This is a genomic window from Pimelobacter simplex (genome assembly GCF_024662235.1).
Taxonomy (GTDB): domain Bacteria; phylum Actinomycetota; class Actinomycetes; order Propionibacteriales; family Nocardioidaceae; genus Nocardioides.
Map to the genome: position 1 here is coordinate 5,604,146 of NZ_CP096276.1, position 25,337 is coordinate 5,629,482.

Annotated in this window: 24 protein-coding genes and 1 riboswitch; of the genes, 17 read left to right on the forward strand and 7 right to left on the reverse strand. The window is 71.8% G+C overall.

What is annotated here, in order from left to right:
* Positions 1-28: 28 nt before the first annotated feature.
* Positions 29-730, reverse strand: a complete 702-nt coding sequence (locus tag M0M48_RS27490) for a FadR/GntR family transcriptional regulator (RefSeq protein WP_215813705.1) — start codon at positions 728-730, stop codon at positions 29-31.
* The gene (locus M0M48_RS27495) at positions 727-1,722 is read right to left on the reverse strand and encodes a C-terminal binding protein (protein WP_257753573.1); all 996 of its coding nucleotides are present in this window, start codon (positions 1,720-1,722) and stop codon (positions 727-729) included. Before M0M48_RS27495 ends, M0M48_RS27490 begins: the two co-directional genes overlap by 4 nt.
* Before the next feature lie 130 nt (positions 1,723-1,852).
* Here M0M48_RS27495 and M0M48_RS27500 point away from each other — a divergent pair, with 130 nt between their 5' ends.
* From M0M48_RS27500 to M0M48_RS27535, 8 genes are read left to right on the forward strand one after another with little or no spacing between them, the layout of a single operon-like run.
* Positions 1,853-2,893 (forward strand): BMP family lipoprotein, encoded by a 1,041-nt coding sequence (locus M0M48_RS27500; protein WP_257753574.1) that lies wholly within the window; start codon positions 1,853-1,855, stop codon positions 2,891-2,893.
* On the forward strand, positions 2,886-4,436 hold the full coding sequence (locus M0M48_RS27505) for an ABC transporter ATP-binding protein (RefSeq protein WP_257753575.1): 1,551 nt from the start codon (positions 2,886-2,888) through the stop codon (positions 4,434-4,436). The genes M0M48_RS27500 and M0M48_RS27505 overlap by 8 nt, the downstream gene beginning before the upstream one ends.
* The gene (locus tag M0M48_RS27510; protein ID WP_257753576.1) at positions 4,433-5,560 is read left to right on the forward strand and encodes an ABC transporter permease; all 1,128 of its coding nucleotides are present in this window, start codon (positions 4,433-4,435) and stop codon (positions 5,558-5,560) included. Before M0M48_RS27505 ends, M0M48_RS27510 begins: the two co-directional genes overlap by 4 nt.
* Positions 5,561-5,594: 34 nt before the next feature.
* Positions 5,595-6,485: an ABC transporter permease gene (locus M0M48_RS27515; RefSeq protein WP_215813700.1), complete on the forward strand. Its 891-nt coding sequence runs from the start codon at positions 5,595-5,597 to the stop codon at positions 6,483-6,485.
* Positions 6,485-6,928, forward strand: a complete 444-nt coding sequence (locus M0M48_RS27520; RefSeq protein ID WP_257753577.1) for a hypothetical protein — start codon at positions 6,485-6,487, stop codon at positions 6,926-6,928. The genes M0M48_RS27515 and M0M48_RS27520 overlap by 1 nt, the downstream gene beginning before the upstream one ends.
* Positions 6,929-6,964: 36 nt before the next feature.
* The gene (locus M0M48_RS27525) at positions 6,965-7,390 is read left to right on the forward strand and encodes a VOC family protein (protein ID WP_215813698.1); all 426 of its coding nucleotides are present in this window, start codon (positions 6,965-6,967) and stop codon (positions 7,388-7,390) included.
* 57 nt (positions 7,391-7,447) lie between these two features.
* The gene (locus tag M0M48_RS27530; protein WP_257754422.1) at positions 7,448-8,617 is read left to right on the forward strand and encodes a fumarylacetoacetate hydrolase family protein; all 1,170 of its coding nucleotides are present in this window, start codon (positions 7,448-7,450) and stop codon (positions 8,615-8,617) included.
* Between the two features lie 28 nt (positions 8,618-8,645).
* Positions 8,646-10,013, forward strand: a complete 1,368-nt coding sequence (locus M0M48_RS27535) for an NAD-dependent succinate-semialdehyde dehydrogenase (RefSeq protein ID WP_257753578.1) — start codon at positions 8,646-8,648, stop codon at positions 10,011-10,013.
* A 54-nt stretch (positions 10,014-10,067) separates the two neighbouring features.
* Here the strand turns inward: M0M48_RS27535 and M0M48_RS27540 are convergent, their stop codons facing one another.
* Complete coding sequence (locus M0M48_RS27540) at positions 10,068-11,603, reverse strand: LVIVD repeat-containing protein (protein ID WP_257753579.1); 1,536 nt, start codon at positions 11,601-11,603, stop codon at positions 10,068-10,070.
* A gap of 92 nt (positions 11,604-11,695) precedes the next feature.
* Here M0M48_RS27540 and M0M48_RS27545 point away from each other — a divergent pair, with 92 nt between their 5' ends.
* A complete protein-coding gene (locus M0M48_RS27545; protein ID WP_257753580.1) occupies positions 11,696-12,400 on the forward strand; it encodes a DUF305 domain-containing protein in 705 nt (234 codons plus the stop codon).
* A gap of 9 nt (positions 12,401-12,409) precedes the next feature.
* Here the strand turns inward: M0M48_RS27545 and M0M48_RS27550 are convergent, their stop codons facing one another.
* Positions 12,410-13,303 carry an oxygenase MpaB family protein gene (locus M0M48_RS27550; protein WP_257753581.1) on the reverse strand — a complete coding sequence of 298 codons (894 nt, stop codon included), beginning with the start codon at positions 13,301-13,303 and terminating at the stop codon, positions 12,410-12,412.
* A 63-nt stretch (positions 13,304-13,366) separates the two neighbouring features.
* Here M0M48_RS27550 and M0M48_RS27555 point away from each other — a divergent pair, with 63 nt between their 5' ends.
* Complete coding sequence (locus tag M0M48_RS27555) at positions 13,367-14,560, forward strand: NADH:flavin oxidoreductase (RefSeq protein WP_257753582.1); 1,194 nt, start codon at positions 13,367-13,369, stop codon at positions 14,558-14,560.
* 3 nt (positions 14,561-14,563) lie between these two features.
* Here M0M48_RS27555 and M0M48_RS27560 read toward each other — a convergent pair whose 3' ends face one another.
* Positions 14,564-14,860 carry a hypothetical protein gene (locus M0M48_RS27560; RefSeq protein ID WP_257753583.1) on the reverse strand — a complete coding sequence of 99 codons (297 nt, stop codon included), beginning with the start codon at positions 14,858-14,860 and terminating at the stop codon, positions 14,564-14,566.
* Positions 14,861-15,049: 189 nt separating this feature from the next.
* On the opposite strand from M0M48_RS27560, the gene M0M48_RS27565 reads away from it, so the two are divergent.
* From M0M48_RS27565 to M0M48_RS27575, 3 genes are read left to right on the forward strand one after another with little or no spacing between them, the layout of a single operon-like run.
* Positions 15,050-16,165, forward strand: a complete 1,116-nt coding sequence (locus M0M48_RS27565) for an NAD(P)H-dependent amine dehydrogenase family protein (RefSeq protein WP_215813690.1) — start codon at positions 15,050-15,052, stop codon at positions 16,163-16,165.
* On the forward strand, positions 16,162-16,986 hold the full coding sequence (locus M0M48_RS27570) for an SDR family oxidoreductase (protein WP_257753584.1): 825 nt from the start codon (positions 16,162-16,164) through the stop codon (positions 16,984-16,986). Before M0M48_RS27565 ends, M0M48_RS27570 begins: the two co-directional genes overlap by 4 nt.
* Positions 16,987-16,995: 9 nt before the next feature.
* Positions 16,996-18,072, forward strand: coding sequence for an MBL fold metallo-hydrolase (locus tag M0M48_RS27575; RefSeq protein ID WP_257753585.1), 1,077 nt, complete (start codon positions 16,996-16,998; stop codon positions 18,070-18,072).
* Positions 18,073-18,091: 19 nt separating this feature from the next.
* Here the strand turns inward: M0M48_RS27575 and M0M48_RS27580 are convergent, their stop codons facing one another.
* Positions 18,092-19,246 carry a hypothetical protein gene (locus tag M0M48_RS27580; protein WP_257753586.1) on the reverse strand — a complete coding sequence of 385 codons (1,155 nt, stop codon included), beginning with the start codon at positions 19,244-19,246 and terminating at the stop codon, positions 18,092-18,094.
* A 111-nt stretch (positions 19,247-19,357) separates the two neighbouring features.
* Positions 19,358-19,463, forward strand: a riboswitch (TPP riboswitch).
* On the opposite strand from M0M48_RS27580, the gene M0M48_RS27585 reads away from it, so the two are divergent.
* The 4 genes from M0M48_RS27585 to M0M48_RS27600 all read left to right on the forward strand — a co-directional run bounded on the left by M0M48_RS27585 (position 19,455) and on the right by M0M48_RS27600 (position 24,274).
* Positions 19,455-20,519 carry a thiamine ABC transporter substrate-binding protein gene (locus tag M0M48_RS27585; protein WP_257753587.1) on the forward strand — a complete coding sequence of 355 codons (1,065 nt, stop codon included), beginning with the start codon at positions 19,455-19,457 and terminating at the stop codon, positions 20,517-20,519. It overlaps the preceding riboswitch by 9 nt.
* Complete coding sequence (locus tag M0M48_RS27590; protein ID WP_257753588.1) at positions 20,516-22,174, forward strand: ABC transporter permease; 1,659 nt, start codon at positions 20,516-20,518, stop codon at positions 22,172-22,174. The genes M0M48_RS27585 and M0M48_RS27590 overlap by 4 nt, the downstream gene beginning before the upstream one ends.
* Complete coding sequence (locus tag M0M48_RS27595) at positions 22,174-23,178, forward strand: ABC transporter ATP-binding protein (RefSeq protein ID WP_257753589.1); 1,005 nt, start codon at positions 22,174-22,176, stop codon at positions 23,176-23,178. Before M0M48_RS27590 ends, M0M48_RS27595 begins: the two co-directional genes overlap by 1 nt.
* 10 nt (positions 23,179-23,188) lie before the next feature.
* Positions 23,189-24,274, forward strand: coding sequence for a phosphatase PAP2 family protein (locus M0M48_RS27600; protein WP_257753590.1), 1,086 nt, complete (start codon positions 23,189-23,191; stop codon positions 24,272-24,274).
* Between the two features lie 28 nt (positions 24,275-24,302).
* Here the strand turns inward: M0M48_RS27600 and M0M48_RS27605 are convergent, their stop codons facing one another.
* Entirely contained in the window at positions 24,303-25,307 is a 1,005-nt protein-coding gene (locus M0M48_RS27605) for a hypothetical protein (protein ID WP_257753591.1), read from the reverse strand.
* Positions 25,308-25,337 lie beyond the last annotated feature (30 nt).

Sequence of the window (25,337 nt, forward strand, 5' to 3'; positions counted from 1 at the left end):
AGGTCCTCTCAGGAGGGGAGGGGCGGTGTCAGTCGAGCAGCGCGTCGGTGTCGGCGAGGACGCGCAGGAGGTGCTGGCGGGCGTGGCGCCCGGCCGCGGTGACGTCGCGGGCGAAGACCGCATCGGCGATCTCCTGGTGCTCGCGCAGCGTGTTGTCGCGCGCGGCCTCGTAGCCGAGCGTGGGCCGGTAGGCCCCGCGCAGGTAGTCGTTGATCGGGTTGATGATGTGGGTGAAGAACGGGTTGTGCGAGGCCTGGGCGAGCGCGGAGTGGAACTCCAGGTCGGCCTCGAGCGCGGTCGCGTGGTCGACCTCGTGGCCCTCGAACGAGCGCAGGGCGTCCTCGATGTGGCGCTTGTCGTCGGCGGTGTAGCGCTCGGCGGCGTGCTCGATCATCCCGACCTCCAGGGCCAGGCGCATCTCCATCAGCTCGCGGAAGCTGCCGCGCTTCATCTGCAGCAGGAGCTCGAACTGGCGGGCGAAACCGGTGCCGTCGAAGTCGGCGACGACCATGCCGCGGCGCGGCCGGATCTCGACCAGGCCGCGCTCGACCAGGATCCGGCTGGCCTCGCGGATGACCGTGCGGCTGACGTCGAATTGCTCGACGAGCTCGGGCTCGGTGGGCATCCGGTCGCCCGGCTTGAGCTCCTGGGCGACCACCTGCTGGATCAGCGCGTCCGCGACCTGCTCGGAGAGCCGGGTCTTGCGCGGGCCGGACGTGGACGTGGTCATGCGGTCGCTCCTTGGGTCACGGTCCCGGCGACGGGGCATCGCAGGGGCTCGCCCCGCAGCGCACGGCCGGCTTCCTCGCTGGCCAGGCGCTGCAGCCGGTCGAGGGAGTCGGTCGCGTAGAACGCGGCATGGGGGGTGAGCACGAGGTGAGGAGCATCTCGCAGCGGGGAGTCGCTCGCCCAGGGTTCGGGGTCGGTGACGTCGAGCGCCGCCGCCGCGAGGTGACCGTCGATCAGCGCGGCCGCGAGGGCCGCCTCGTCGACGAGTCCGCCGCGCGCGGTGTTGACCAGGATCGCGCCGGCGGGCAGCGCCCGGAGGAAGTCCGCGTCGACCAGGTGCCGGGTGTCGGGGGTGAGCGGGGCGTGCAGCGAGACCGCGGACGAGCGCGCCAGCAGCTCGGGCAGCGTGACCGGCTCGACGCCGTGGGCGGTGACGACCTCGGCGGGGCAGTGCGGGTCGTGGGCGATGATCGTGCAGCCGAAGGGCGCCAGGCGCCGGGCGACCTCCTGGGCGATCCGGCCGAAGCCCACCAGGCCGACGGTCATCTGGGCCAGGCCGGGCAGCGGACCCACGTCGCCGGGCCGGGCCCAGCCGTGGCGCCGCACCAGGGCGTCGTACGACGTCAGGCGGCGCGCGAGCGAGAGCACGCTCGCCGCGGCGTGGTCGGCCACGGTGCTGACGCCGTAGTCGGGGACGTTGGCGACGCGCACCCCCAGCTCGTCGGCGGCCGCGACGTCGACGTTGTCGTAGCCGATGCCGTAGCGGACCACCGTCGCCCCGGGCGCCATCGCGGCCAGCACCGCACGGGTGACGGGCGCGAAGTTCACGAAGGCGACGTCCGCGCCGGTGACCGCCGCGACGGTCTCGGCCTCGTCGGTGCACGCGTGGACGGCGAAGGCGCAGTCGAGCTCGGCCGCCACCCGCTCCTCGTGGGCGGTGTCGACGAACGCGTGATCGGTGACGACGACGCGGCGGGAGTGCTCGGCGGCCATGCGGTCTCCAGTCGGCTGGGAGGGGATCCTCGATTTGAGGGGTTGATCGTATCATATGATGATTGATATGTTCCGGATCACAGCCGCCGCAGCACCGTGCTCGGCAGCGTGCTCGACCGAGGAGATTCCGATGACCACGAAACTTCCGTTCTTCGCCTCCGCGACCCGGCGCCCGTTCGTCAAGCGCGCGAGCGTGGTGGCGAGCGCGGCCGTTCTCGCTGTCGGTCTGACGGCGTGCGGAGGAGCCAAGCCCAAGGCCTCGGGGTCCGACGACGAAGGCCTCTCGGTCGGCATCTTCGTCGACAACGCCTTCGGTGACGGCGACTTCTTCGACCAGGCCGCGGCCGCCGAGAAGCCCCTGGAGTCCGACCTGGACGCCAAGGTCAACACCTACGAGGGCCAGCTGCAGGCCCAGAACTTCGAGCCCCTCCTGCAGGATGCGGCCGACGCCAACGACATCGTCTTCGTGCTCGGCTTCGAGGCGATCGACGCGCTCGTCAAGGTGGCCGACGAGAACCCCGACACCCAGTTCGTGTTCGTCGACGGCACCGTCGACAGCCCCAACGTGGTCTCCGCGGAGTTCCGCACGGCCGAGGGCTGCTACATGGCCGGCGCGCTGGCCGCGACCGTCAACGCAGCCGCGGGCGCCAAGGCCGCCGGCTTCGTCGGCGGCATCGACGCCCCGGTGATCAAGAACTGCGAGTCCGGCTACACCCAGGGTGTCGCCGAGGTCGACCCGGCCCAGAAGGTCACCCCCCAGTACGCCGGCTCGTTCGTCGACCCTGCCAAGGGCCGCGAGATCGCGCTCGCGCTGCAGCAGAAGGGCGCCCACTCGATCTTCGCCTACGCCGGCCTGACCGGCGCCGGCATCTTCGACGCCGCCAAGGCCGACGGCAAGATCGCGCCGATCGGCGTGGTCGCGGACAAGAGCTCGCTGGCCCCCGGCAAGACGTCGGGCAGCCTGGAGATGGGTGTCGACACGGTCCTGCTGGCGCTGGTGAAGGACTACCAGGGCGGCGACCTGGAGCAGGGCAGCCAGCACACCTACGGTTTCGCCGAGGGTGGTTGGAAGATGGTCTACGACGAGGCCCTGGTCGGTGCCGACGGCATCGCGCAGCTCGACGCCCTCCAGGAGCGGATCTCCTCCGGGGAGCTCAAGATCAGTGAATGAGACGACGAGGCCGGACGCCCCGCTGCTCGAGGCGTCCGGCATCACCAAGCGGTTCGGCCCGGTGGTCGCCAACGAGGACGTCCACCTGGACCTGCGCGCCGGTGAGGTGCACGCCCTGGTCGGGGAGAACGGCGCGGGCAAGACGACGCTGATGCGGATGCTCTTCGGGATGTACCAGCCCGATGCCGGCGTGATCCGGGTCCGCGGCGAGGAGCGGCACTTCCGCCGTCCCCAGGACGCGATCGACGCCCAGATCGGCATGGTGCACCAGCACTTCATGCTGGTGCCCACGTTCACCGTGGCCGAGAACATCACGCTCGGCGCGGAGCCGGGCGGGCCCGGGCTCTACAGCAAGGACCGGGCCAAGGAGGCGATCGCCGAGCCGATGCGGCGCCTGGGGGTCGACATCGACCCCGAGGCGGTGACCGGCAAGCTCAGCGTCGCCACCCAGCAGAAGATCGAGATCGTCAAGGTCCTCTACCGCGGCGCGCGGGTGCTGATCCTCGACGAGCCGACCGCCGTACTGACGCCGCAGGAGACGACCGAGCTCTTCGAGCTCCTGCGTCGCCTGGCGGCCGAGGGCTCGGCGATCGTGTTCATCTCGCACAAGCTGGGCGAGGTCTTCGCGGTGGCCGACCGGATCACCGTGCTGCGCCGCGGCCGCACCGTCGGCACGTACGACGCCGCGGCCACCGACGCCGCCGAGGTGGTCGCCGCGATGACCGGTCGCAGCGACGTCAACCTCGGCCGGGTCGAGCGGGTGGTCCCCGAGGAGCAGCCCCCGGTGCTCCTCGTCGACGCCATCAGCACCGAGAAGCCCGGCCACGACGCGGCCCTCGACGCGGTGTCCTTCACCGTGCGCGCCGGCGAGATCCTCGGGATCGCCGGCGTCGAGGGCAACGGCCAGACCGCCCTCGCCGAGGCGCTGGTCGGCACGCTCGCCCTCACCGGCGGCACGGTGTCGATCTCCGGCACCGACGTCGGCGGCATGGACGTCGCGACCCGGCGCGACCGCGGCCTGGGCTACGTCCCGGAGGACCGGCACCACGAGGGACTGCCGATCAACGGCACGGTCCTCGAGGCGATCGCGCCGTGCGAGGTGCGCAAGCGCACCGGGCTCGGCGTCCTCGCCAGCGCGCTGAGCGCCAAGGTCCGGGCCACGGCGACCGGCCTGGTCCGTGAGTACGACATCAAGGCCGCCGGCGTCGACGCCGTCTGCAGCACGCTCTCGGGCGGCAACCAGCAGAAGATCGTCGTCGCCCGCGAGCTCGAGGAGCAGCCTGCCTGCCTGGTGCTGGCGCAGCCGACGCGCGGCGTCGACCTGGGCGCCATCGAGTACCTCTACGGCCGGATCGCCGAGGCGACCGCCCGCGGGTGCGCGGTGCTGCTGGTCTCGGCCGACCTCGACGAGATCCTGCGCCTCTCCGACCGGGTGCTGGTGATGTACCGCGGCCAGGTGGTCGCGGAGAAGCGGACCCTCGACACGACCCGCGAGGAGCTGGGCATGCACATGATGGGCGCGACCACGGGAGGTGCCTCATGACGACGGCGCCCACGACGTCCGCGACCGAGCCGGCGGCTCCGGCCCCGGCGCCGCCGGACAAGCCGGGCTGGCGCTCGGTCGCCGGCCGCCAGGCGGCCGCGATCGGCTACACCGTGGTGATCGGCCTGGTGCTGGCCTCGGTGCTGATCTACAGCCAGGGCTACGCGCCGTTCGCGACGATCCAGAGCGGCCTCCAGTACGCCGTCGGCGACCCCACCCAGGTCGCCCGGACGTTCGCCTGGGGCCTGCCGCTCTACGTCGCCGCGCTCGGCGTCGCGATCGCCTTCCGCTCCGGCATGTTCAACATCGGCGCCGAGGGCCAGATGTACGCCGGCGCCCTCGCCGCCGCGCTCACCGGCGCCTACCTCGGCCCGCTGTTCTCGCCCGCGCACCTGCTGCTCTGCACGCTGGCGGCGGGTCTGGCCGGTGGCCTGATCGCGGCCGGCCTCGGCTGGCTGCGCGCCGCCTGGGGCGTCGACGAGGTGCTCTCGACGCTGCTGTCGAACTACATCGTCATCCTCTTCTGCGCCTACCTCGCGATCGGTCCCCTGCGCGACACCACGCGCCAGAGCGGCACGACCAAGGAGGTCGCCGACACCGCCCGCTTCGACGAGATCGTGTCGCGCAGCGGCCTGACCACGGCCGTGTTCGTGGTGGTCGTCGTCGCGATCGTGATCTGGTGGCTCAGCGAGCGCTCGGTGCTCGGCTACCGCTGGCGGATGACGGGGGAGAGCCCCGCCTTCGCCTCGTCCGTCGGCATCGACGTCTTCCGGGCGCGGGTCTCCTCGATGGCGCTGAGCGGCTTCGTGTGCGGTGTCGCCGGCTCGCTGCTGGTCACCGCCTCGCAGGGCCGGTTCTGGACCGAGATCGCCTCGGGCATCGGCTGGGACGGCGTGCTCATCGCGCTCGTCGCCCGCTCCCGTCCCGTGGCCACGGTCATCTGGGTGAGCGTCTACTGCGTGATGCGCTCGGCCGCCCGCGGCATCGAGCAGGCCTCCGACGTCCCCTCGGAGCTCTCGCTGGTGCTCATCTCGGCCATCATCATCGCGGCTGCCGCCCAGGCGCGCGTGTTCCACCAGTTCGCCCAGCTGCGTCACCGCCTGGGCTCGTTGCGGAGGTCGTGACATGGATTGGCTCGACGCATTTCTCGGATCGGGGATGCGCTTCACCACCCCGATCCTGCTGGCCGCGCTCGGCTGCCTGGTCACCTCCTGGACCAGGGACCTGAACGTCGGCCTGGAGGGCGCCATGATCTTCGGCGCCTTCTTCGGGGTCGCGTTCGGCCTCGAGCTCGGCTCGGGGCTGGGCGCGATCCTGGTCACGCTCCTCGCCGCGGCCGTGGCCGGGCTGCTGTTCGGCATCCTGATCACGACGTACCGGGTCAACGTGTTCGTCGCAGGCATCGTGCTCAACGTCTTCGGCGCCGGCGCGACGGTCTTCCTGCTGCGCTCGATCTACGGCGTCAAGGGCGCCCTGGCCGACGACGGCATCCCGCGCCTGGCCCGGATCGAGATCCCCGTCATCAAGGACATCCCGATCCTCGGCGGGCTCGTCTCGGGCCACACCGTGCTCACCTACCTCGCGTGGGTGCTGGTCGGCGTGACCGTCTGGGCGGTGCGCAACAGCGTCGTCGTCCGGCACCTCAAGGCGGCCGGTGAGCACCCCGAGGCGCTGGAGACCGCCGGCGGCAACGTCCAGCGGATGCGGATCCTCGCCCAGGTGTGGTGCTTCATGCTCTGCGCCCTGGCCGGGGCCCAGATGAGCATCGGCCAGCTCTCCCTCTTCACCGAGGGGATGACGAGCGGGCTCGGCTTCGTCGCGGTCGCCGCGGCGATCTTCAGTCGCGGCAACGTGCTCTGGCTCGCCGCGATCTCCACCGTGTTCGGCCTCTCGTCGGCGGCCGGCGTCCAGATCAACGAGGAAGTCATGCCCCCACAGTTCGCCCAGATGATCCCGTACGTCGTGGCCCTCGTCGGGCTCGTCGTCCTGGCCCGCACCTCCAAGGTCGACCAGGTCCGGATCGCCACGCCCCAGCTGCAGGCCGACTGATGCGCGCCGTACCGCTGGAGCCCGAGGACGTCGCCCTCTACGAGCGCGCCGTCGAGGTCCTCGCCGCGTCCTTCGACCCGGTCGTGCACCAGGTCGCGGCCGCCGCCCGTACGGCGAGCGGCGAGGTCTTCCCCGGCCTGCACGTCGGCTCGCGCCGGGTCAACGTGTGCGCCGAGGCCTCGGCCATCGCCAACGCCGAGATGCACAACGCCGGCCAGGTCGTCGCGATGGTCGCGGTCTGCCGCGACGAGAACGGACGCACGGTCGTCACCAACCCGTGCGGCCTGTGCCGCGAGCTGATGGGCCACTACGGCCCCGACGCGTGGGTGCTGATCGACCGCGGCGGCGAGGTGGTCAAGGTCCGCTCCGGCGACCTGATGCCCTCGCCGTGGAACTTCCCCCACGAGAACGACTGGGACGTCGCCGACCCGACCGCTCCCTGACCCACCCGCCTTCCACCGCACCCCAGGAGGATCCCCATGCCCGGACTCCAGCTCACCGACATCTGCCTGGTCACCCGCGACCTCGACGCCGCGGTCGACTTCTACACCGACAAGCTCGGCTACCAGCTCAAGTCGCGGATGCCCGGCTTCGCCGACTTCACCCGCAACGGCGTCATCCTCGCGCTGTGGGACGCGAGCGCGATCCGCGATTCCACCGGCGTCCCGGCCGCCGTCGAGGCCCCGACCGGGCACGGCGTGATGATGGCCGTCGAGGTCGAGAGCCCCGACGAGGTCGACCGCGAGCACGCCCGGCTCACCGCCCTGGGCGTCGAGTTCTACGCCCCGCCCAAGGACTACGCGTGGAACGCCCGGTGCGCCTACTTCGCCGGCCCGTGCGGCGAGTTCTGGGAGCTCTTCGCCTGGCACGAGGGCGGCGCCCCCGGTGCCGTCGACCCGTCCTGACCGTCCCTTCCTTCCCCTGAACGAACCTGCCGAGAACGAGGAGCACCTGTGCTGACCATGGACCGACTGCTGCCGAACGACCGGGAGCGCGCCACGCTCGTGGGCCGGGTCTGGGACCCGGCCGAGCGCGGACCCGTGCTCGTCGTGGTCGCCGGCGACGACGCGGTCGACGTCACCGACCTGGGCCCGACCTGCTCGACGCTGCTGGAGCGGCACGACGCCGCCGCGCTGCGCGCCGCCGCAGCCGACCCGACCCGGCGTCGCTGGTCGCTGGCCACGCTGATCGAGGCGTTCGGCGACGAGCGCGACCCCGAGGTGGCGCGGCTGCTGTCGCCGGTCGACCTCCAGGTGCTCAAGGCCGCCGGCGTGACCTTCGTCGAGAGCATGGTCGAGCGGGTCATCGAGGAGCGTGCCCAGGGCGACCTGCAGCAGGCCGAGGCGATCCGCGGCCAGCTCGCCGACGCCATCGGCGGCGCGATCTCCCAGGTGAAGCCGGGCTCCGAGGCCGCCGAGAAGGTCAAGCAGATCCTCGTCTCCGAGGGTCTCTGGTCGCAGTACCTCGAGGTCGGCATCGGCCCCGACCCGGAGATCTTCACCAAGGCGCCGGTCCTCTCGTCGGTCGGCGTCGGCGCCACCATCGGCGTCCTGAGCCGCTCGGCGTGGAACAACCCCGAGCCCGAGGTCGCCCTCGTCGCCCGGGCGGACGGCACGCCCGTCGGCGCGATGCTCGGCAACGACGTCAACCTGCGCGACTTCGAGGGCCGCAGCGCGCTGCTGCTCACCGAGGCCAAGGACAACAACGCCTCGTGCGCGCTGGGCCCGTTCATCCGGCTCTTCGACGAGGACTTCGGCATCGACGACGTCCGCGGGCTCGACGTGCACCTGACCGTCGAGGGCCCCGAGGGCTTCCGGATGGACGGCGTCAGCTCGATGAGCAACATCAGCCGCGACCCGCTCGAGCTGATCGGCCACACCTGCGGCGCGCACCACCACTACCCGGACGGCTTCGTGCTGCTCACCGGCACGCTCTTCGCGCCCACCCAGGACCGGCACGGTCCCGGCCAGGGCTTCACCCACGTCGTCGGTGACGTCGTCCGGATCTCGGCCGACCGGCTCGGCGAGCTCGTCAACGTCGTCGATCACGCCGAGACCGCACCGCCGTGGACGTTCGGCATCTGGGACCTCGTCGAGAGCCTCAACCGGCGCTCGCTGCTGGCCGCCGGCTGACCCGACCCACGACCCGAAGGAAACCCCCATGTACGCCACCGTCAACCCCGCCACCGGCGAGCTCGTCGAGTCCTTCGAGCCCGCCACCGACGCCGAGGTCGAGGCCGCGCTGAGCGGCGTCGCCGGCTCGTTCGCCACCTGGTCCGCCCGCCCGCTCGCCGAGCGCGCCGCGATCGTGCACCGGGTCGCCGACCTCTTCGAGGAGCGCGCCGACGAGCTCGCCGCGATCATCACCCTCGAGATGGGCAAGCGGCTCGAGGAGTCGCGCGGCGAGATCGACATCGTCGCCGCGATCTTCCGCTACTACGCCGACAACGGCGCGACCTTCCTCGCCGACCAGGAGCTCACCATCGAGGGCGGCCGCGCCCTGGTGCAGAAGCGCCCGATCGGCGCGGTGCTCGGGATCATGCCGTGGAACTACCCGTACTACCAGGTCGCCCGGTTCGCCGCGCCCAACCTGGTGCTCGGCAACACGATCGTGCTCAAGCACGCCCCGAGCTGCCCCCGTACGGCGCTCGCCATCGCCCGCGTGATGGCCGACGCCGGCGTCCCCGAGGACGTCTACGTCAACCTGCTCGCCACCAACGACCAGGTCGCCACGATGATCGACGACCCGCGCATCCAGGGCGTCTCGCTCACCGGCAGCGAGCGGGCCGGTGCCGCGGTCGCCGCCCGCGCGGGCCAGAACCTCAAGAAGGTCGTCCTCGAGCTCGGCGGCTCCGACCCGATGATCGTGCTCGACAGCGCGGACGTCGCCGCCACGGCCCGCGAGGCCGTCGCCTCGCGGATGGGCAACATGGGCCAGGCCTGCAACGCGCCCAAGCGGATGATCGTCCTCGCCGACCTGTACGACGACTTCCTGGCCGGTCTCGTCACCGCCATGGGCGAGTTCGTGCCCGGCGACCCGGCCGACCCGGCGACCACCCTCGCCCCGCTCTCGTCGCTGGCCGCGGCCGACAAGCTCGTCGACCAGCTCGAGCGCGCCGTCGCGCAGGGTGCCACCGTGCACACCGGCGGCGGCCGGGTGGACCGCCCCGGCGCCTTCGTCGAGCCGACCGTGCTCACCGGCGTCGTCCCCGGCACGGACGCCTACCGCGAGGAGCTGTTCGGTCCCGTCGCGATCGTCTTCCGCGCCGAGTCCGAGGAGGAGGCCGTGGCCCTGGCCAACGACACCCCCTTCGGCCTGGGCTCCAGCGTGTTCAGCACCGACCTCGAGCGCGCCCAGCGCGTGGCCGACCGGATCGACGCGGGCATGGTCTACCTCAACGCGGCCGGCGGCTCGCAGCCCGACCTGCCCTTCGGCGGCACCAAGCGCTCCGGCATCGGCCGTGAGCTCGGCCCGGTCGGCATGGACGAGTTCGCCAACCACCGGGTGCTGCGCATCCCGGCCTCCTGACGTCGATCGCGGCCATGAGCCGCGGCGCCGGGTCCCCGGCGCCGCGGCTCACGCCTAGTAGGACGTCTGCGACTGCACGTTGAGCTCGTCGACCTTGACCCGCTGGGCGCCGGCGATCCGCCGGTCACGCAGCCGGAAGACGTCGAAGCCCTGCTGGATGTCGCTGGAGTAGATGTGGCCGTTGTACCAGTACGCCGACCACGAGCCGCCCAGCACGAGCCGCTCGGTCGACAGCGGCCCGCGGTCGAAGTACGCGATCTCCTGGGGACGGGCCGAGTCGGTGAAGTCCCACACCGAGATGCCGCCCTGGTACCAGGCCTGGACCATGATGTCGCGCCCGCGCACCGGGATCAGCGAGCCGTTGTGGGCCACGCAGTTCTCGGTGTTGGCCTGGGTCCGCGGGATCTTGAAGTAGGAGCGGAAGACCAGCTTGCCGCGGCGGATGTCGTAGATGCCGTCGGCGCCCTTGACCGAGCCGACCGTCGGGTTGCAGGTCGGGCCGCCGCCCCCGCCGAGCTCGTCGGTGAAGACCACCTTGGTGCCGGCGTTGTTGAAGGTCGCGGAGTGCCAGAACGCGAAGTTCTCGGTGTCACGGACCCGCTCGGTGACCACCGGGTGCTCGCGGTCGGAGATGTCGACCAGGATGCCGTCGCCCATGCAGGCGCCCGCCATCACGTTCTTGCGGGCGTACGCCGTGAGGTCGTGGCAGCCGGAGGTGGTCGAGGAGTAGCCGCCGCTCGGGTTGCCGCCGTCGGGGAAGAGCACGGGCGTGCTGACCACGCGGGCGTCCTGGGGCCGGCGCAGCGGCACCTTGACCACGCTGACCTGGTCGTGCGGCGGCTGGCAGTCGGGGAAGCTCGCGTTGGGTGAGTACGACGAGACGTAGACGTAGAGGTCGCGCCGGTTCTTCGACGGCGCGAGCGTGTGGGTGTGCGAGCCGCACGCGGTCTCGACGGCGGCGACGTAGCGCGGCGCCCGCGGGTTGCTGATGTCGAAGACCCGGATGCCCTCCCACGACTCCTTGATCGTGGCCGACTGGGGCACGTTGGCGCAGCTGTCGTTGCTGCGGCTGGAGTCGACGCTCAGCACCAGGACGTCGCCGTAGACGGAGATGTCGTTCTGGGAGCCGGCGCAGAGCACCTGGGTGACGATGCGGGGACGCTGCGGCTTGCGGATGTCGTAGACGGTGAAGCCGTCGTAGTTGCCCTGGAAGGCGTAGTCGCCCTGGAACGCCAGGTCGGTCTCGAACGACGTCTCGCCCGCGAACGCGCCGGACTTCGGCAGGTTGGCCAGGAGCGTGATGTTGCGGCTCTTGTCGATCTCGCCGGGGGCGAGCACCGCGTCGGTGTCGTCGAGCCGGGCCAGGTCCTGGCCGGGCAGGCAGGCGTCGTCGAAGTTGTCGCCCGCCCGCTCGGCCTGGCGCAGCAGGCCCGGTGGGCACGGGGACGACGCGGTCGCGCCCGGCGCGTTGTCGTGGTCGTGGTCGTCGTGCGCGTCGGCCGGCACGGTCAGTGCCGAGATGCCGAGGGCCAGGGTGCCCAGCGCGGTGAAGCAGAGGGCACGCAGCCCTGAGGGGGCGAGTTTCGCCATGGTCACTCCCGAGATTGAATGAACACGCTGGCCTGATGCTCGCCTATGGTGAGCCAGGTCACAACCCCTCGGGGGGAGAAGGAGTGTTCTCGGTGTCTCGGTCTCGGTCCAGTCTTCGTCGTGCCCGCGTGGCGGCGGTGGTCGCCTTCCTCGCGGTGCTCTCCAGCGCCTGCCAGGCTCAGTCCGACGACCCGCCCGGGTCCAGGCCCCGGACGGCGCTGACGCCCTCGTCGGCGCCGCCGGTCCTTCAGCCGGGCGCGCCCGGTGAGGCCGGTACGACGGCCGACGCGGGGACGACGGCCGAGCAGGCCGGCGCCGCCCACGACGACATCGCGTTCCTACAGATGATGATCCCGCACCACGCGCAGGCGCTGACCATGTCGCGGCTGGCGCCGCGGCGTGCGGCCTCGCCCGAGGTCAAGGCGATGGCGCGCCGGATCCTCGGCGCGCAGGGGCCCGAGATCCTCACCATGGCGGCGTGGCTGCGCGACCGGAACCTCGCCGTACCGACCGCCGAGGACGACCCCGACGCGTACGACCACGGCAAGCACGGCCACGCGACGATGCACGGCATGCTCACCGCGGCCGAGCTGCGCGCGCTGCGCCGGGCCCGTGGTGCGGCCTTCGACCGGCTCTACCTGACCGGGATGATCCGGCACCACGAGGGGGCGATCGCGATGGCGGACGTGGTCGCGGTCAAGGGCACCGACGTGCTCGTCGCCGAGCTCGCCGGCGACATCGTGGTCGGCCAGCAGGCCGAGATCGACCGGATGCGGGTGCTGCTCGCGGACCTGTGACCCGGGGGATCAGGCCTCGGCCGCCGTGGAGTGCCGGACCGGGCAGCCGCCCACGCCCGGCACCGGGAAGGTGCCGAGGTCGGCCAGCCGGTAGCCGTCCGGGTAGCTCTTGATCCGCGGCAGGTCCGCGGTGAACGTCGGGCGCCGGTTGGACGGCGTGTGCCGCAGCACGCGCGCCCGGGCCCGCATCGCGGCCAGGCTGAGCCGCTTGGCCAGCGGAGGTGCCGGGGCGTAGCCGAAGGCGTCGAGCAGCGGCTCGTCCATCAGGGCGCGGCTGAACACCTCGACCGGCTTGCGGACCACGCGCGGGTAGAACGTGGTGAGCAGGTCGAGCGTGGAGTCGGCGACGCGGCGTCCGCCCTCGTCGAAGGCGAAGTGCGCGCGCTCGTAGTCGTCCATGAGGTGCATGAACCCGTCGTAGGTCTCCGGCACGTCCTTGATGGCCATGTGCCGCCCGAGCGCGCGGTAGTAGTTGACGCTCGCGCGCAGCTCGTGGTCGGTCAGCGGGCGCCAGCCGTAGGCGTCGAGCCACCGCTTCGGTACGACGACGAAGGTCGACAGCACGTAGCGGAAGTCGTCGTTGGCGATGTCGTAGGCGCGGTGCATCTGGTTGATCCGGCGCAGCGCGGTCCTGCCGGCCTCGGAGTCGAAGCCGTGCACGAACGGGGCTTCGAGCAGGAGCGCCGTGTCGTCGTACCGCTGCTGGACGGCGCCCGTGAACGCGCCGGTCTCGTCGAGCAGGCGCCCGACGCTCGGCACGGCGTAGGTGCGGAAGAGCGCGAAGCTCAGCGCCTGGGTGATGTCCCAGCTGAACTCGTAGAGCGCGAGGTTCTGGTAGATCTCGACGTAGTCGGTCTCGGCGTCGAGGGCCGCGTTGCGGTCGCGCCAGAGCGTCTTGGCCATGTGCCGACGATAGGGCCTCGGGGGGGTAGAACAGGTTTCAGTTCGAGGGCTAGAGTGCGCCGCGTGAGCGCTCCTGACGTCTTCGCCCCGGCCGACCTCGGGCCGGTGCGGCTGCGCAACCGGACCGTCAAGGCGGCGACCTTCGAGGGCCGGACGCCGGACGGCCTGGTCACCGACGAGCTCATCGCCTACCACCGCGCGCCGGCCGCGGGCGGCGTCGGGCTGACCACGGTCGCCTATCTCGCCGTCGCGCCCGACGGGCGCACCCACGGCGAGCAGATCGTCGTCGGGCCGCGCGCGCTGCCCGGCCTGACCCGGCTCGCCGACGAGATCCACGCGACGGGCGCGGCGATCGCCGGCCAGGTCGGTCACGCCGGACCGGTCGCCAACGGGCGCTCCAACGGCGTGCCCGCGATCGCGGCCAGCGCGATGCCGAGCCCCCTGTCGATGCAGATGATCCGCGCGGCGTCCGAGAAGGACCTGACCCGGGTCACCCGCGCGTACGCCGACACGGCCCGCCTGCTCGTCCGCGCCGGCTTCGACGTGCTGGAGCTGCACATGGCGCACTCCTACCTGATCTCGTCGTTCCTCGCTCCCGGGCTCAACCGCCGCCGCGACCGCTGGGGCGGGCCGCTGGAGCGGCGGGCCCGGCTCGCGCGCCAGGTGGCGCGCGTCGTGCGCGAGGAGGTCGGCGACGCCGTCGCGGTGACCGCGAAGGTGTCGGTCTCCGACGGCTTCACCGGCGGGGTGACGACCGCGACGAGCATCGAGCTCGCCCAGCTGTTGGAGGCCGACGGCCACCTCGACGCGCTCCAGCTCTCGGGCGGCTCGTCGCTGATGAACCCGATGTATCTCTTCCGCGGCGGGGCGCCCGTCGCGGAGTTCGCCGCGACGATGCCGCCGCTGGTGCGGTGGGGGATGAAGACGCCGGTGGGACGCGGCTTCATGAAGCAGTACGACTTCGAGGAGGCCTACTTCCGGCCCAAGGCGCTCGAGGTGCGCGGTGCGGTCGCGATGCCGCTGATGCTGCTCGGCGGGATCAACCGGGTCGAGACGATGCGTCAGGCGATGGCCGACGGCTTCGACTTCGTCGTGATGGGCCGGGCGCTGCTGCGCGAGCCGGACCTCGTCAACCGGCTCCAGGCCGGGATCGTGCGGGAAGGGATCTGCATCCACTGCAACCGGTGCATGCCGACCATCTACTCGGGGACGCGGTGCCCCGAGTGGGCGCCGGGACAGGTGATCCCGGCGCCCTGAGCGTCACTTGGTGACGCAGTCGGCGCTGGCCTTGGAGATGACCTCGCTGGCGTCGTTGAGCTCCTTGCTGGAGCCCTTGTCGTTGTCGACCATCTTGTTGAGGGTGTCGTCGGAGAGGTCGGAGTCGACGACGGCCTTGGCGATGCAGTCGATGACGTCGTCGGTCAGCACCGAGGAGTCGCCGGGGATCTGGTCCTTGATCGCGTCCGCGACGTCGGACTGCGACGGCCGGCCCCCGCCACCGCAGGCGGTGAGCGTGACGGCGAGAGCGGCGGCGGTGGCGACGAGCTTGAGCTTCATGTGGGGGTGTCTCCTGGATCGTTGTGCGGGCGCGCGGATGTGCGCCCCCCATCGGTAGAGGGCTCCCTGCCCCGTTCCTTACGCGGTCACACCTGTTTTCGGCGGGACCCGCGGAATCCGCGGGGCGAGCGGGGGTCAGTGCGCCGCGAACCCTTCCCAGAAACTAGAACTCGTTCTACATTGACCCGCATGTCACAGGTCATCCCCGAGAAGCCGCTGCGCGTCGTCGTCTGGTCGACCGGGACCATCGGCCGGCACGCGATCGCCGGCGTCGACGCCCATCCCGACCTCGAGCTGGTCGGGGTGTGGACCTCCACCCTCGAGAAGCACGGCCAGGACGCCGGTCTGCTCGCCGGCCTCGGTCGCGAGCTCGGCGTCAAGGCGACGACCGACCGCGACGAGCTGGTCGCGCTGCGCCCCGACTGCATCGTGCACGGCGCGATGACCGACGACCGGGTCTTCGAGTCCATCGCCGACCTCACCGAGCTGATCCGCGACGGCATCAACGTGGTCTCGTCCGGACCGGTCATCCTGCTCCACCGCGACGGCACGCTGCCGCCGGAGATGATCGACCAGATCGACCAGGCCGGCTTCGAGGGCAACGCCAGCCTGCACGTCAACGGCATCGACCCCGGGTTCGCCAACGACGTCCTGCCGCTGGTGATGACCAGCCTCAGCCAGCGCATCGACCACGTCACCGTCAGCGAGATCGCCGACTACTCGACGTACTACCAGCCCGTGGTGATGCGCGACCTCTTCGGCTTCGGGCAGCCGATGGACGCCACGCCGCTGCTGTGGGAGCCCGGCATCCTCACCACCGCCTGGGGCCCCGTGGTCCGGGTGATCGCGGCCGGCCTGGGCGTCACCCTCGACGAGCCGCTGGTCGAGGAGGTCGAGCGCCGTCCGGCGCCGCGCGACACCAAGACCGTCTCGCTCGACGTGCCCGAGGGCACCATGGGCGCCGTGCGGTTCCGGGTGATCGGCACCGTCGACGGCGTCCCGCGGATCACGCTGGAGCACGTCACCCGCACCGCGGCCGACCAGGAGCCCGGCTGGCCCAAGCCCGCCGAGGGCGACGGCTGCTACCGGATCGAGATCACCGGCGAGCCCTGCCTCAAGGTCGAGTTCACCCACCACGGCGAGAACGGCGACCACAACGTCTCGGGGATGATCGTCACCGCCCAGCGCCTCATCAACGCGATCCCCGCCGTCGTCGCGGCCCGCCCGGGCCTGATCTCCGCGCTGGACCTGCCGCTGGTCACCGGCCGCGGCCTGGTCACCGGCACGAACGGCGGCGGCCGGTGAGCATCCTCGACCGCTTCACCGTCACCGACCACGTCGCCGTCGTCACCGGCGCCGGCCGGGGCATCGGCGCCGCCACCGCGATCGCGCTCGCCGAGGCCGGCGCGGACGTCGTCATCTCCGCGCGCACCGAGGCGCAGCTCGAGGAGGTCGCCGTCCGCATCGAGGCGCTCGGTCGCCGCGCGCTCGTCGTCCCGGCGAACCTCGCGCACACCGAGGAGGTCGCCGGCCTCGCCGCCGCGGCCCACGAGGAGTTCGGCCGCCTCGACATCGTCGTCAACAACGTCGGCGGCACCATCCCCAACGCCTTCCTCGACACCGACGTGGCGTACCTGGAGGAGGCCTTCCACTTCAACGTCGCGACCGCGCACGCGCTGAGCCGCGCGGCCGTGCCGTTCATGCTCGCCTCGGCGGGGGAGGGCCGGCAGAAGTCGATCACCTCGATCTCGTCGGCGATGGGCCGGCTGGCCGGGCGCGGCTACCTCGCCTACGGCACCGCGAAGGCGGCGCTCGCGCATTGGTCGCGGCTCGCGGCGACCGACCTCAACCCGGAGATCCGGGTGAACGGGGTCTTCGTCGGCTCGGTCATGACGAGCGCGCTGGAGTTCGTCGCCGGGGTGCCGGAGATGAAGACCCAGCTCGAGGAGGCGACCCCCCTCGGCCGGATCGGCGAGGCCGAGGACATCGCCGCCGCCGTGGTCTACCTGAGTTCCGCGGCAGGCAAGTACGTGACCGGCAAGATGCTCGAGGTCGACGGCGGCATCCAGGAGCCCAACCTCGACTTGCACCTACCCGATCTACGACCGGAAGTGAACTCTTCCTAGAGTGGGCACATGACAACGGGAGGGATCGCCACCGGACACGCCGTCTCGCCGGACTCGGGCCGTCACTGGGCCGACGAAGGTGCCTGGCAGGTGGCGGAGGGGATCCATCGGATCCCGCTGCCCCTCCCGATGGACGCGCTCAAGGCCGTCAACATCTATGTCGTCGCCGGTGACGACGGGCTCACCCTGATCGACGGCGGCTGGGCGATCCCGGTCGCGCGCGAGCTGCTCGACAAGAGCCTGCGCTCGATCGGCTCCGGCTTCGGTGACATCAAGCGCTTCCTGGTCACCCACGTGCACCGCGACCACTACACGCTCGCCACCGTCCTCGGCCACGAGTTCGGCGCCGAGGTCGCCCTCGGCGCCGGCGAGCAGCCGGCCCTCGAGCTCCTCCACCGGGCCGGCCTCGACGGCCTCGACGAGAGCCCGTTCCTCGCCGTCCTGCGCACCGCCGGCGCCGCCGAGATCGCCGACCTCTGGGCCTCCGGCCACAACGGCGAGCTGCCCAACCCCGTCGACTGGGCCTTCCCCGACGTCTGGATCGAGGGCGACCGGCAGTTCGACGTCGGGCACCGCACCCTCGACGCCGTCCACACGCCCGGCCACACGCCCGGCCACTACGTCTACGCCGACCAGGCCGAGGGCGTGCTCTTCTCCGGTGACCACGTGCTCCCCACGATCACCCCGTCCATCGGCTTCACCGTGCCTCCGGCCGAGCAGCCCCTCGGCCAGTTCATGGCCTCGCTGGCCCGCGTGCGCGAGCTCCCCGACCTGCGCGTCCTCCCGGCCCACGGCCCGGTCGCCCCGTCGTCGTACGAGCGGGTGGACGAGCTGCTCGTGCACCACGAGGAGCGCCTCACCCAGTGCCTCGCGTCGCTGCGCGAGCGCGGCTCGGTGACCTCGCTCGTCGTCGCCCGCGACCTCGGCTGGACCCGGCACGAGCGGGCCTTCGGCGAGCTCGACGTGTTCAGCCAGGGCATGGCGGCGATGGAGACCAAGGCGCACCTGGAGCTGCTGGTGGCGCGCGGGCAGGCTACCGAGGTGGTCGAGGCCGATGGCGTGGTCTTCACGGCCGTCGGGGTCTGAGGGCCTCTGGGAGCTGCGCTCAGGCCGCGTCGGCTGTTGATGCCGCCTCGTCGAGAAAGACGAGGAGGCTTGTGACGAAGAGAACGGCCTGGACGGCATTGCGTCGAGAGAACTGCCTTCGGCTCACGCCGTGGACCGACGCGTGTCGGCTGAATGTGCTGGGAACGGGGTCTCCGTCCTCTTGCCGGTACCTCTGGTACGCGCTCCAGAGCGGTGCGAAGGCGATGAATTCTCGCACGGTCAGGTCCTCATACGCGGTAGCTGTGGTGGTTCTGCGATTGGGAGTGAGCGCGAAGCGCCTGCCGCCGAAGTGGCTGTTGATGACGGTGTCGAGCACGGCGGCAGCCATCGCCTGCGCGGCGCTCGGGTTGCCGGAGTCAAGGGCGTCAAGTGCGTTCAGGGCGAACTCTGCGTATGCAGCCACGTCGCTCGAGGTGCACGCGGCAAGAACTTTGCGGCAATCGATGGAGATGGCCTTCCAGCGACGTCCGAGGATCTCCCGTCGGGCGGCGCTTGTGTCGGCTCGAATGATCTTCTCGGCGATCTCGCTCCGCGGTACGCCGTACAGAGCGATGCCGTCGAGCATCACCACCGCTTCGACCTCCTCGAAACCCAGGCCGACGATGCTTCGAAGGTTGGCGGGGTAGAAGCCGGTGCGCGCTGCCTCGAGGAGCGGTGCGATGCGGTCAAGAAACGACTTCTGGTTGGCGGCGAACCTCGTGAGTTTCCTCGAAACGGTGGTACTGACGCCGAAGTCGGCATTCCTCGACAGGACGGAGCCGAAGGCCGTCAGGTTCGCTCGACCGATACCCGCCAGCTTGTAGGCATCACTGTTGATGAGGTTCGGTCTCTTCGCCCAGGCGGTTCCTCCTCCGACGCCGCCGAAACCCTTGCCCAGCAGGTTCTGTGATGCGAAGCGGGGCAAGCCGCCGTTGGTCATTGCTTTGAAGCCGAGCTCGAGGCCAATCGGGCGGGGAAACCGACGGTTGAAGTTGGTCGCGAGGGTGCGTGCGCCAACGACACCGGAGAGGCTGCGATCGAGCTTGGGTCTCACCATGACCGGGGTGCGCGCCGTCAACTGTCTCGATGGCGCTGGATCATCGGTCGCGCGGTCGGCCTTCCCCCGCGCGTCTACAGGCATTTCGGGGCTAGCGCTGGACGGCTCTCCGGTCACTCAGGGAGGCTAGCGAGGGGGACCGACAGATCGTTTCGGGACGGCGGACGGAGCGCGACCGCGTTGTCCAATCCCCCGCGCAGCGGCCGCCCGCGGGCTCGCTAGACTGGCGCGGTCAGACAGGGGAGCACCACGGGGTGCTGAGAGTGCGGACCGCCGCAGACCCTCCGAACCTGATCCGGTTAGCACCGGCGAAGGGAGTCATCCAGTGCGTACGCGCCTGCTCACCGGCCTCACGGCCCTCACCACCACGGTCGTCCTCGTCAGCGGTTGCTCGATGCTCGGCGCCGAGGACGACGGCGCGCGCGCCGACGACAAGGTCGTCACGCTCGTCACCCACGAGTCGTTCGCGCTGCCCGACGAGCTCGTGGCGAAGTTCGAGAAGGACACCGGCTACGACCTCAAGATCAGCAAGCTCGAGGACGCCGGTGCCCTGACCAACCAGCTCGTCCTCACCAAGGACGACCCGGTCGGCGACGTCGTCTTCGGCATCGACAACACGTTCGCGACGCGGGCGGTCGACGAGGGCGTCTTCGCGCCCTACCGCGCGACGCTGCCCGAGGGCGCGAAGCAGTACGCGCTGGCCGGGGACGACGCCGGGGCGCTGACGCCGGTCGACACCGGCAGCGTCTGCGTCAACGTGGACGACGCGTGGTTCGCCGCCCAGGGCGTCCCGAAGCCGACGAGCCTCGACGACCTCACCAAGCCCGCCTACAAGGACCTGTTCGTCATCCCGGGGGCGAGCACGAGCTCGCCGGGGCTGGCGTTCCTGCTCGCCACCATCGACCAGTACGGCGACGGGTGGCCGGCGTACTGGACCGCGCTGATGAACAACGGTGCCAAGGTCGTCAAGGGCTGGTCGGACGCCTACTTCACCGACTTCACGTTCTCCGGCGGCGACCGGCCGATCGTGGTGTCCTACGACTCCTCGCCGGCCTTCACGCTCAACAAGGCGGGCACCAAGACGTCGACCAGCGCCTTGCTCGGCGACTGTTTCCGCCAGGTCGAGTACGCCGGCGTGCTGCGCAACGACAAGGGCACGACCAACGTCTCCGGCGCCCACGCGGTGATCGACTGGCTGGTCTCGCCCGAGGTCCAGGCGGCGCTGCCCGACTCGATGTACGTCTTCCCGGTCGCGAGCGAGACCCCGCTCCCCGCGGCCTGGTCGCAGTTCGCCCCCCGGGCCGAGGACCCCGCGCAGGTCGACCCCGCGCGGATCACGGCGGAGCGCAAGAGCTGGCTCGAGAAGTGGACCGAGATCGTGTCGCGATGACCGCGTCCGGCGGCTCCGGCCGGATCGCGGGGCGAGCGGCGTACGTCGCGCTCGCCGCGGTCCCGGTCGCGGTCGTCGCGGTCTTCTTCGTGCTGCCGGTCGGCGCGATGCTCCAGCGCGGGGTGTGGCCCGACGGGCACTTCGACCCGGGTGCGGTGCTCGACGTGCTGGCGCGCCCGCGCACCGGGCGGGTGCTGTGGTTCACGGTGTGGACCAGCACGGTCGCGACGGTGGCGGCGGTGCTGCTGGGCCTGCCGGCGGCGTACGTCCTGCACCGGCTGCGGTTCCCGGGCCGCGGCCTGGTCCGCACGGCGCTGCTGGTGCCCTTCGTGCTGCCCACGGTCGTGGTGGGGCTGGCGGTCCGCCAGCTCATCACGTCGTCGGGACCCCTGGGCTTCCTGGGCCTCGACGGGACGCCCGTGGCGATCCTCGTCGGCCTGGTGTTCTTCAACGTCGCGGTGGTCATCCGCACCGTCGGCGTCGCCTGGGAGGGCCTCGACCGGCGGCCGTCCGAGGCCGCGGCGGCGCTCGGCGCGACGCCCGCCCAGGTCTTCCGGACGGTGACCTTCCCCGCGCTGCGCCCGGCGATCGTGTCCGCGGCGAGCGTGGTGTTCCTGTTCTGCGCGACGGCTTTCGGCGTCGTCCTCGTGCTCGGCGGGGTGCGCTACTCGTCCGTGGAGACCGAGATCTACCTGCTCACCGCCGACCTGCTCGACCTGCCCGCGGCCGCGGCGCTCTCGCTCGTGCAGATGGTCGCCGTGGTGGCGCTGCTGGTCGTCGTGGGCCGGCTGCGCGCCGTGCCGGACCCGACGGTGCGACGCGTCCTCGCGCCGGCCGCGCGACCGCAGCGGCGCGACCTGCCGGCGATCGGGGCGACCGCGCTGACGCTGGGGTTCGTGGCGCTGCCGATCCTCGCCCTCGTCCTGGGCTCGGTACGGCGCGAGGGCGGCTGGAGCCTCGACTTCTACCGCGCGCTCGGCGGCTCAGGCGAGGGCTTCCTCCAGGTGTCGGTCGTCGACGCGCTGCTGGCCTCGCTGCGGATCGCGGTCGACGCCACCTGGATGTCGCTCACGCTCGGGCTGATCGTCGCGTTCGTCGTCACCCGTCGTACCCGCAGCCGGGCCGGCCGCCGCGCCCGCACCGTGCTCGACGGCTTCTTCATGCTGCCCCTCGGCGTCTCCGCGGTGACGCTGGGCTTCGGCTTCCTCATCGCCCTCGACCAGCCGCCGCTGGACCTGCGGGCCAGCCCGGTCCTCGTCCCCATCGCCCAGGCCCTGGTGGCGCTCCCGCTCGTGGTCCGCACGCTCGTCCCGGTCCTCGCGGGCATCGACGACCGGCAGCGCCAGGCCGCCGCCTCGCTCGGCGCCGGTCCGCTCCGCGCCCTGCTGACCGTCGACCTCGCCGTGGTGTGGCGCCCGGTGCTCGCCGCGGCGGGCTTCGCGTTCGCCGTGTCGCTGGGGGAGTTCGGCGCGACGTCGTTCATCGTGCGGCCCGCGGAGCCGACGCTCCCGGTCGTGATCTACCGCCTGCTCGGGCACCCGGGCGCGCTCAACTACGGCACCGCGATGGCGGCCTCGGTGGTGCTCGCCGCCGTGACCGCCGGTGTCATCCTCGTCGTCGAACGGCTGCGCGTGCCGGGAACAGGAGCCTGGTGATGCTGGATCTCAAGGGCATCGAGGTCGCCTTCGACGGGACCGTCGCGGTCGACGGCGTCGACCTCGACGTGGCCGACGGCGACGTGCTCGCCGTGCTCGGTCCCTCGGGCTGCGGCAAGTCCACCCTGCTGCGCGCCGTGGCCGGCCTGGAGCCGCTGCGCGCCGGCCGGATCGCCTGGGACGGCACCGACCTCGGGACGACGCCCACCCACCGCCGCGGGTTCGCGCTGATGTTCCAGGACGGCCAGCTCTTCGACCACCTCACCGTCGGCCGCAATGTCGGCTACGCGCTGCGCCTCCAGGGGGAGTCGCGCGCCGCCGTACGGACCGCCGTGGACGAGCTGCTCGCCCTCGTCGGCCTGGAGGGCTACGGCGCCCGGCTGCCCCGCACCCTCTCCGGCGGCGAGCGCCAGCGGGTCGCGCTGGCCCGCTCCCTGGCCGGCCGCCCCCGCCTGCTGCTGCTCGACGAGCCGCTCAGCGCCCTCGACGCGAGCCTGCGGGTCCGGCTCGCCGCCGACCTGCGCCGGATCCTCACGGAGGCCGGTACGACCGCCCTCCTGGTCACCCACGACCAGGCCGAGGCCTTCGCCGTCGCTGACCGGCTCGCCGTGATGCGCGCCGGCCGGATCGTCCAGGAGGGCGCGACCGCCGCGGTCTGGTCCGCGCCGGCGGACGCCGGGACGGCGCTCTTCCTGGGCTACTCACGGGTGCTCGAGGGGGCTGCGGCGGCCGAGCTGCTGCGGCTCACCGGACGGCCGGCGGCGCCCGCGGTCGCCGTACGGCCGACGGCGGTGCTGGCCGGCCCCGCGGCGGACGGCGTACCGGCCGAGGTGCGCTCGGTACGGCTCACGCCCGACGGGGCGCGGCTGGTGGTCGCGGTCGCCGGGATCGGCGAGCTCGACGCCGCCGGCGTCCAGGGGTGGGCCCCGGAACCCGGCCAGAAGGCGACACTCCGGCTCGACCCGGGCGGCCTCGCCGCGGTACCCGCTTCCCCGGTCTCCTAGACTCCGTCGGGTGTATCGCCGCGCCTACACCCTCCTCATCGGCACGGCCGCGCTCATGCTGGGCCTCGCGGTGTTCGCGGCGATCAGCCTCGACCGGCGGCTGCTCGACCCGGAGGGCAGCTTCCTCGGACCCTCGTACATCCGGCTTCCCCTGCTGCTCCTCGGCGCGCTCCTGCTCGACCTGCTGCCGCTGACCCTGTGGAAGGCACGCGCCCGGCCGAGCCGGGTGATCCCGATCGTCAAGCACCGGCTGCGCACCCACTGGACCAAGGAGCGCGCCACCCTCGTCGGCATCGGCGTGATCGCGTTCTACCTGACCTACGTCAGCTACCGGAACCTCAAGTCGTTCCTGCCGTTCGTCCGCTCCGACCCGAACGCCGCCCCCGGCGAGGTCAAGGCGCTGTCGTACGACCGCGAGCTGCACATCATGGACAAGGTCATCTTCTTCGGCCACGACCCCAGCGACGTGCTCCACGGCCTCCTCGGCAAGACCTTCACCGCCGAGATCCTCTCGCCGATCTACCTGATGTTCCTGCCGCTGGTGCCGCTCGCCGTCACCGCCTGGCTCGTCTGGTCGCGCAACATGTCCTTCGGCTACTGGTTCGTCACCTCCCAGTGCCTCGCCTGGTCCCTCGGCACGCTGTCGTACTACCTGCTCCCGACCCTCGGCCCCGGCATCGCCTACTCCTCGGAGTACTACGGCGTCGGCGGCCTCGCCCACACCGGCACGACCGACCTGATGAACTCGATCGTCAGAGCCAGAGGCAACGTCTTGTACGGCGGGGTCACCGAGTCGGTGAACTCCATCGCCGGCTTCGCCAGCCTGCACACCGCCATCACGCTGCTGTTCGCGCTGATGGTGCAGTACACGCTGCGCTCGAAGCTCCTCAAGATCATCTTCTGGGTCAACTTCGGGCTGACCGTCGTGGCCACGCTCTACTTCGGCTGGCACTACGTCGCCGACGACCTGGCGGGCGTCGCGATCGCGGTGGTGTCGTTCTACATCGGTGGGATCGCCAGCGGGCAGAAGTTCGACCGACATCTGCACTCGCATCCGACCACGACGACCTCGAAGGTCCCGGTCGACGCGGACTGAGCCGCAACGGCCGGGCGCGTTTCGGCCGCTACGGGGCCGCCGGGGCGGCGCGCAGCGCCGTGCCGAGCAGGCTGTCGACCTCAGTCGGCTCGGGCCCGCCGCGGCGGGCCAGCACGTCGAGCGCAAGGTCGCGCAGCGCCGCGGTGAGCTGCCCGGTCACCTTGATCTCGGCGAACGCGGCGCCGAGCACCAGCGCGTCGTGGAGGTACTCGTCGTCCGCCGCCGCCTCGTCGAGGGTGTCGTACCCGCACTCCCGCGCCTGGGCGGCGAGGAACGCCATCGGGTCGTCCGGTCGTCGGGCGAGGTAGTCGGCGAGCAGGTCGGCGCCCTCGTCGTTGCCGTGCGGCGCCTCGTCGTCCGCGGGATCCCAGAAGAACGGGTCGTCGAGCAGGGCGCGCGCCGAGGGTGTGTAGCGCGTCCAGTCGACGTCGAGCCGCTCCCAGGGCGACATCGCCAGCCACCGCGCGTGCTGCTGCGCTCGGAGGTCGGTCTCCGCGGCGGCGAGTGCCTCGGCGGATGGGGGCAGGTCACCGAGGCGGGCGGTGAGGTGGGCCCGCACGCGCGGCCAGTCGATGTCGTCGTCCGGCTTGACCCGCCGGTCGAGGCCGGCGAGCGCGGTGACGATCTCGTGGGCCGCCGCGGCGAAGACCTCGGGTCGCCCGCCGGGGCCGAAGACGTCGAGCTCCGACAGCTCGCTGACGATCCGGATCCGGACCGTCCCCGCCTTCCGGCGGAAGACGAGCTGCGGGCCCTTCTGGCGCTCGACCTCGTGCGAGTCCCCCCACTGGGGGTGGCCCGGCCAGATCCCGTGGCCGTCGAGCCCGGCCTGGAGCGCCGCGAGGGCGTCGGGGTCGGTGTCGTCGTCCGCGGTGTCACGGGGCGCCTCGGGCGCGGCTCTCAGCAGGACGGAGACGTCGACCGTGCGCACCGCGGACCCGGCCGCGGGAAGGCCGGCGACGAGGAAGTCGCCGACGAGCTCGATGGTCCCGGCGCCGCCATAGGTGGGTGAGGTGGCCATGACGTCGATCCGCATGGAGGAGAGCATGCCGGACCTGGCCGCGGC

Coding starts and splice junctions, on each gene's coding strand:
- M0M48_RS27550 (WP_257753581.1), bottom strand. CDS start 13,303: ATGGCCAAGACGCTCTGGCGCGACCGCAACGCGGCCCTCGACGCCGAG.
- M0M48_RS27535 (WP_257753578.1), top strand. CDS start 8,646: ATGTACGCCACCGTCAACCCCGCCACCGGCGAGCTCGTCGAGTCCTTC.
- M0M48_RS27510 (WP_257753576.1), top strand. CDS start 4,433: ATGACGACGGCGCCCACGACGTCCGCGACCGAGCCGGCGGCTCCGGCC.
- M0M48_RS27515 (WP_215813700.1), top strand. CDS start 5,595: ATGCGCTTCACCACCCCGATCCTGCTGGCCGCGCTCGGCTGCCTGGTC.
- M0M48_RS27560 (WP_257753583.1), bottom strand. CDS start 14,860: ATGAAGCTCAAGCTCGTCGCCACCGCCGCCGCTCTCGCCGTCACGCTC.
- M0M48_RS27590 (WP_257753588.1), top strand. CDS start 20,516: ATGACCGCGTCCGGCGGCTCCGGCCGGATCGCGGGGCGAGCGGCGTAC.
- M0M48_RS27490 (WP_215813705.1), bottom strand. CDS start 730: ATGACCACGTCCACGTCCGGCCCGCGCAAGACCCGGCTCTCCGAGCAG.
- M0M48_RS27530 (WP_257754422.1), top strand. CDS start 7,448: ATGGACCGACTGCTGCCGAACGACCGGGAGCGCGCCACGCTCGTGGGC.
- M0M48_RS27575 (WP_257753585.1), top strand. CDS start 16,996: ATGACAACGGGAGGGATCGCCACCGGACACGCCGTCTCGCCGGACTCG.
- M0M48_RS27605 (WP_257753591.1), bottom strand. CDS start 25,307: ATGCGGATCGACGTCATGGCCACCTCACCCACCTATGGCGGCGCCGGG.
- M0M48_RS27565 (WP_215813690.1), top strand. CDS start 15,050: ATGTCACAGGTCATCCCCGAGAAGCCGCTGCGCGTCGTCGTCTGGTCG.
- M0M48_RS27540 (WP_257753579.1), bottom strand. CDS start 11,603: ATGGCGAAACTCGCCCCCTCAGGGCTGCGTGCCCTCTGCTTCACCGCG.
- M0M48_RS27495 (WP_257753573.1), bottom strand. CDS start 1,722: ATGGCCGCCGAGCACTCCCGCCGCGTCGTCGTCACCGATCACGCGTTC.
- M0M48_RS27520 (WP_257753577.1), top strand. CDS start 6,485: ATGCGCGCCGTACCGCTGGAGCCCGAGGACGTCGCCCTCTACGAGCGC.
- M0M48_RS27525 (WP_215813698.1), top strand. CDS start 6,965: ATGCCCGGACTCCAGCTCACCGACATCTGCCTGGTCACCCGCGACCTC.
- M0M48_RS27595 (WP_257753589.1), top strand. CDS start 22,174: ATGCTGGATCTCAAGGGCATCGAGGTCGCCTTCGACGGGACCGTCGCG.
- M0M48_RS27500 (WP_257753574.1), top strand. CDS start 1,853: ATGACCACGAAACTTCCGTTCTTCGCCTCCGCGACCCGGCGCCCGTTC.